The following is a 5,991-nucleotide window of genomic DNA, read 5'->3' as shown; positions in this document are numbered from 1 at the left end:
GGCCCTGGCCGGCGTCCAAAAAGGCTACCGCGTTGTTATAGTCATGCCGGAAAATATGAGCGAGGAGAGGAAAAAGATCATCCGAGCGCTTGGCGCCGAGCTGGTTCTTACACCGGCCGAAAAGAGCATCGCCGGAGCCGTTGAGGAAGTGCGCAGGCGCGCAGAGAAGGACTCCTCCATTTTTGTCCCCCAGCAATTTGAAAACCCCGATAACCCGAAGATTCATTACCTGACCACCGCCCGTGAGATCTGGGATCAGATGGAGGGGCATGTGGACATATTTGTCTCGGGGCTCGGCAGCGGAGGCACGCTGTGCGGCGTGGGCAGGTTCCTCCAGGAGCGCAATCCAAAGGTGCTTGTCATTGCGGTGGAGCCGAAAAACGTCTCCGCTCTGCTGGGGCATGAGCCCGGGCTTCACAAGATCCAGGGAATCGGCGACGGCTTTATCCCCCCGGTGCTCGATACGAGCCTGGTGGATGAGGTAATAGAAGTAAGCGATGAGGATGCGATAAACACCGCCAGGGAGCTGGCCAGGATACAGGGGCTGCTCGTGGGTACCTCTTCCGGGGCGAATGTCTGGGCCTGCTGCCGGGCGGCCCGGATGCACGGCCCCGATAAAATGATTGCCACAGTCCTTGCCGACAGGGTGGAGCGCTATTTCAGTACGGCGCTGATTTAGCGGCAGCCGGCGGGCTCACCCCGATCCCGGGAAAGGCCCTGCCGGCAGAATTTATAAACAGCTTCAGCTTCCTCCCGATAACATTTTATTCGCAGGACGTCTCAGATACCCGGCGTATCCGAGTAACCAGGTATAACAGAAAATGGATCTATGGCGAAATCGTTAAAAAGAGTTATAATGGGGGAGAAGAATTATTCAACTGGAGGAACTGTTGCAATGATTACCGGCAATGGTTTTAATCTGATTGGCCTGCTGTTTCAGCCCGGTGCTGATTTGGCAGCAGCCGGCCGGCTCACTCCGATTCCCAACGGCTACAGGCCTGCAAGGCCTGGGATAAGTGATAAGAAGTGCCGTAGTGACTCTGCCCCATTGTTTGCTCATGAAGACCATCACGTTTGCAGCCACTTACCCCCCTTCTTCTAAAATCTTCTAAAAGCATCTGTTTACCCCTGTTAACCTGACGTTATCCAAATTTATTAAATATTATTGCTCTTGACAATGTCTTTCTCTACATATAATATAAAAATATCACAACTATACGATAATGAGTAATTGTCAAGATATTTAGCATATTTTAGCGAGGGGGAAAATTTAAATGCACGAGATCGGCTTGATGAAAAATGCTCTCTCCATGGTTAAGCGCGAAGCCCTAGAAAAAGGTTTAAATAAGATCGAACTTGTGGAGCTGGTCATCGGGAAGATGCAGGGCATTACTGCCGAATCATTGGCCCATGCCCTGGAAATAGCCCGCGCTGATGAGCCCATGTTTGCCGATTGCCGGGTAAAGGTTAAAGAAGTGGAAGGATCGATGAAGTGCCTGGATTGCGATTCTCTTTTTTCTTTAGAGAAGCCGGCGGAATCGTGCCCCTCGTGCCATGGCCGCAATTTAAAACTGGGTTCAGGTCTTGAGTTTTATGTAGACTCTTACACCGGGAACTAAGGGATTTAGTTCCCATTTTTATACCAGCCAGACGAGAGGGTGTCCATATGGAGGAGTTCCCGGCAGGCGCTGCCACGAATTCGTCTTCATCAGGCTGTTCGCCTGCCCTGGATTTAACCGGGCGCGGCGGCCGCCGGCAGGGGGCGCCTGATCAGAGCTTTCACTGCCCCGGTTCCGGTTCTGCGGTCAGGCTTTTGGACTCCTGCGGCCGCTCCATCCCCGGGGATTGGCAGGCCCAGGCCCGCCGGGCTTTAAAAGAAGGCAAAATTATCGCCGTTAAGGGCATCGGGGGCTATCATCTTGCCTGCGACGCCTACAGCGCTGATGCGATAGATCGGTTGAGAAAGCAAAAACGCCGCCCGGACAAGCCCCTGGCGGTTATGGCCAGGGATCTCGAATGCGTGCGGCGCCGGTTTCAGGTTTCCGGCCCGGAAAAAGAGCTTCTGCTTAGCCCGCCGTCGCCAATCATTTTACTCCGGTTCAAGGAACCGAAGCCTTCCGGCAGCTGGTCCCGGGTAGCTCCCGGCTTGCGCCGCGCCGGGGTAATGCTCCCCTACACGCCGCTGCATAAAGGTTTGTTTGATCATGACCTCGAGTTCCTGGTGATGACCAGCGGCAATCTTTCCGGGCAGCCGCTTGTTTACAGGGACGAAGAGGCCTTGCCCGGGCTTAAGTCCATGATCGATTATTTGCTGGTTCACGACCGGCCCATTGAGCAGCCCTGCGACGACTCGGTGCTCATGCTTGACGGCTCCAGGGTGGAGTTTATCCGCAGATCGAGAGGGTACAGCTCCCAGTCGCTCTCTCTCCCTATGCCTTCTGGCTGCCACGGGATTGAGCTGCTGGGGGCGGGCGCCGATTTTAAAAATACCTTCTGTCTCTACCAGGATGGAGAGGCGGTGATGAGCCAGCATGTGGGCGACCTCTCTTCTGAAGAGATGGTGGAACGATATCTCAGCCTGGTCGGCGATCTCCAGCGGCGGCGCCGGATCTTTCCGGCAGCGGTGGTCTGCGACCTGCACCCGGAATATTTAACGGCCCGGGCCCTGGCCGGGGAAAAGAGAGACAGGTCTTCTCCCCGTCAATTATTTAGGGTGCAGCATCATCATGCGCATATGGCCTCCTGCATGGCCGATAACGGGCTCACGGGCCGGGTGGTGGGCTTGATTGCCGACGGCACCGGCTATGGCCTTGACGGCAATTTATGGGGCTGTGAGCTGCTGGTGGGAGACTACCTCGACTTCAGCAGGGAGGCGCACCTGGAATATGTGCCCCTGCCGGGAGGCGAGGCCTGCATCCGCTACCCCCGGCGAACGGCTCTCTCCTATCTCAGGCAGTACGGGGGGGCTTCCTGGGTTCAGAGCGCACGGCGTCTATTTCCGGGCTGCGGTGAAGAGATTGAGATCATTTCCAGGATGCTGGAGAGCGGATTTAATTGCCCCCTATCTTCGGGGTGCGGCAGGCTCTTTGACGCGGTATCGGCCATGCTGGGGATATGCCACGTAAGTTCATACGACGGGCAGGCCGCCGCCGGGCTGGGCACCCTGGTTGACGGCGCCGTGCAAAAAGTTGATTCTGGCTACCGCTTTACCACTGCCGGCGGCCTCATCTCTCCCCGGCAGGTGCTGCGCTGCATCAGCCGTGACCTCGAGAAAGGGGTGCCGGCGGAGATAATTGCGCTCCGCTTTCATGATGCCCTGGCCGAAATCATGGCCGGGACAGCCCGGGAGGCGGCCCTAAAATACGGCCTGGACAGGGTTGTGCTCAGCGGAGGGGTCTTTCAAAACCGCTATCTTTCCCGGAAGTGCAGGGAGATCATGGAATGTTGCGGGCTGAAGGTCTATACCCATTCCCGCGTGCCCTGCAGCGACGCGGGGATTGCCCTGGGGCAGGTGGCCATTGGACTGTGGAGGCTGGCGAACGGAGGGGTCAAAATTTGTGCCTAGCCGTGCCGGTGCGGGTGCTGGTTGTGGAAGGGGATCGGGCGACGATTGAGATTGCCGGCGGAACCAGGGTTGTATCGAAAAAACTGGTGCCGGAGATCAAGGCGGGGGAATACGGTTTGCTCCATGCGGGTTTTATTATCCAGAAGATCAGCCCGGAGCAGGCCCGCGATACTCTGGCGCTATACGAGGAGATCTATGGGCAGTCCACTTCCGGTTAATCATTTTTCGGACAGGCGGTTGGCCGCGCAGGCGATGCGGCGGATCAGGCTCCTGGCGCAAAAGGTACCCGGCGACGCTCCCGTCCCCGTCATGGAGGTCTGCGGTACGCATACCCATGTGCTGGGGAAGTCGGGGCTCAGAGAGCTGCTCAGCGATAAGGTGGAGTTTCGCAGCGGCCCGGGATGCCCGGTCTGCGTTACCGATTCCGCCGACCTGGATATGCTGATCCGCCTTTCCCTGCAGGAGAAGATCCTCCTGGCTGTCTACGGGGACCTGCTGCGGGTGCCGGGAACGGAAGGGAGCCTGCTGGAGCAGAAAGCCATGGGAGCCCGGGTCAGCCTGGTTTACTCGGCCCTGGATGCGTTAACCCTGGCCCGGCAAAACGAAAACCGCCAGGTGGTCTTTGCGGCCACGGGATTTGAAACCACCGCCCCGGGAACAGCCCTGTTGATCCTGGAAGCGGAAGCCGCCGGGCTGAAAAATTTAAGCGTGATTTCGCTGCACAAGCTCATGCCGCCTGCGCTCAGGCTGCTGCTGTCGGCGGGCCGCTGCCGGATCGAGGGCTTGATACTGCCCGGGCATGTGAGCGCCGTCACGGGCCGCCGGGCTTTTGACTTTCTCGCTTCGGAGCTGTGCTGCCCGGCGGTGGTGGCCGGATTTGAGCCGCTTGATGTGCTGCACGCCACCGCCCTGCTCCTGGAGATGGCGGCCGCCGGGCGGTGCGCCGTGCTCAACGCCTATACCCGGGTGGTCGGCGAAGAGGGGAATACCGCGGCGCTGGAGGCCATGGCCGAGGTATTTGCCCCCGAAGCGGCCCTCTGGCGCGGCCTCGGTGAAATCGAAGCCAGCGGGCTGGGGATTAAGCCCAGGTATGCCGCTTTTGATGCCAAAAAGCGCTTCGGGCTGGTTCCAAACCGCGCGGCCGGCGGCAGCCGGGAGGCCTGCCGCTGCGGCGAGGTATTGCGCGGCGCCATCAGGCCCCCCGAATGCGCCCTCTTCGGCGTAAAATGCACCCCGGATCGCCCGCAGGGGGCTTGCATGGTCTCGAGCGAGGGAGCCTGCGCTTCATATTTTTAAACTTTTAGGAGGGAAACAACCTGTCCAGACTGGTGCAACTCGGCCACGGAGACGGGGGAGCGCTCACCAGGGAGCTCATCTCCCGGATCTTTGAACCCCACTTCGGCAACCCCTTGCTGGTGCGGCAGGAAGATGCGGCGCTCTTCTCTCTTCCGGGCGGAAATGTGGCCCTGACCACGGACAGCTTTATCGTCAATCCGCTCTTCTTTCCCGGAGGCGATATCGGCAAGCTCGCCGTCTGCGGCACGGTAAATGACCTGGCGGTCATGGGCGCGCGCCCGCTCTACCTCACGGCCGGCTTTATCATTGAAGAAGGGCTGCCCATGGAAGAGCTGGAAAAGGTGGCCGTCTCCATGGCCCGCGCGGCCGCGGCGGCGGGGGTGGAGATCGCGGCAGCCGATACCAAGGTGGCCGAAAGGGGGGCGGTGGACCGGTTATTTATCAACACTTCGGGGATAGGGCTCCGCGAGGAGCGCCTCAGCCTGGGCGCCGAGACAGTCCGCCCCGGGGACAGCATTATCGTCAGCGGGCCGGTGGGCAATCACGGGATGGTCATCCTGGCCTCCCGCATGGGGATCACCCCGGGCGGCGGCCTTCTTTCGGACTGCGCCTGCCTCTGGCCGCTGATCCGCGAGATCATTAAGGATCTGCCGGTCAGGTTCATGCGCGACGCCACCAGGGGGGGGCTGGCCACGGTGCTGAAAGAGCTGGCCGCCGCCTGCAGGATGGACATTATCGTGGAGGAAGAGAAAATACCTGTCTGCCGCGAGGCGGCGGAGCTTTCTGAAATGCTGGGGGTGGACCCGCTCTACCTGGCCTGCGAAGGCCGCTTTATCGCCGTGGTACCGCCTGGGGCAGCCCCCGGCGTAGTGGAACGCTTAAACCGCTTTGAGCAGGGCCGGGGAGCGGCGGTCATCGGCCGGCTGCAGGAAGGCGGCGGCAGGGCGCTGTTAAGGACACGCTTTGGGGGGACCAGGGTTTTGGATTTCCTGCGGGGGCAGCATATCCCCCGGATTTGCTAGAGCACGAGGAAAGAAGGGATACTCTTGCTGGGTGTTATTTTGCTGGCGCTGATGGCCTTGGCGGCGCTGGGAGTGGTTTTCAGCCGCGACCTGCTGTACGCGGTCATC

The 5,991-nt window shown here is 59.7% G+C and carries 6 protein-coding genes; all 6 read left to right on the top strand.

The window, feature by feature from the left end; translation table 11 throughout:
* Positions 1-679, top strand: a 679-nt coding sequence (locus tag ACE4YL_RS08220; RefSeq protein WP_461369492.1) for a PLP-dependent cysteine synthase family protein, incomplete at its 5' end; no start/stop codon positions are given.
* Between the two features lie 595 nt (positions 680-1,274).
* Positions 1,275-1,619, top strand: a complete 345-nt coding sequence (locus ACE4YL_RS08215; RefSeq protein ID WP_461369491.1) for a hydrogenase maturation nickel metallochaperone HypA/HybF — start codon at positions 1,275-1,277, stop codon at positions 1,617-1,619.
* Between the two features lie 47 nt (positions 1,620-1,666).
* Positions 1,667-3,565, top strand: coding sequence for a carbamoyltransferase HypF (hypF, locus tag ACE4YL_RS08210; protein ID WP_461369490.1), 1,899 nt, complete (start codon positions 1,667-1,669; stop codon positions 3,563-3,565).
* Complete coding sequence (locus ACE4YL_RS08205) at positions 3,556-3,783, top strand: HypC/HybG/HupF family hydrogenase formation chaperone (protein WP_461369489.1); 228 nt, start codon at positions 3,556-3,558, stop codon at positions 3,781-3,783. The genes hypF and ACE4YL_RS08205 overlap by 10 nt, the downstream gene beginning before the upstream one ends.
* Positions 3,761-4,861, top strand: coding sequence for a hydrogenase formation protein HypD (hypD, locus tag ACE4YL_RS08200; protein WP_461369488.1), 1,101 nt, complete (start codon positions 3,761-3,763; stop codon positions 4,859-4,861). The genes ACE4YL_RS08205 and hypD overlap by 23 nt, the downstream gene beginning before the upstream one ends.
* A 32-nt stretch (positions 4,862-4,893) precedes the next feature.
* A complete protein-coding gene (hypE, locus tag ACE4YL_RS08195; RefSeq protein WP_461369487.1) occupies positions 4,894-5,883 on the top strand; it encodes a hydrogenase expression/formation protein HypE in 990 nt (329 codons plus the stop codon).
* The last annotated feature ends 108 nt before the right edge of the window (positions 5,884-5,991 follow it).

Origin of the sequence: Candidatus Darwinibacter acetoxidans (assembly GCF_041936445.1) — a bacterium.
GTDB lineage: Bacteria > Bacillota > Limnochordia > Darwinibacteriales > Darwinibacteriaceae > DTU010.
Note: the sequence above shows the minus strand (reverse complement) of the source record. Positions and strands in the feature narration are given on the sequence as shown.

Excerpts from the sequence above, each read along its gene's own strand:
- ACE4YL_RS08215 (WP_461369491.1), top strand. The coding sequence starts at position 1,275 with ATGCACGAGATCGGCTTGATGAAAAATGCTCTCTCCATGGTTAAGCGC.
- hypF (WP_461369490.1), top strand. The coding sequence starts at position 1,667 with ATGGAGGAGTTCCCGGCAGGCGCTGCCACGAATTCGTCTTCATCAGGC.
- hypD (WP_461369488.1), top strand. The coding sequence starts at position 3,761 with ATGGGCAGTCCACTTCCGGTTAATCATTTTTCGGACAGGCGGTTGGCC.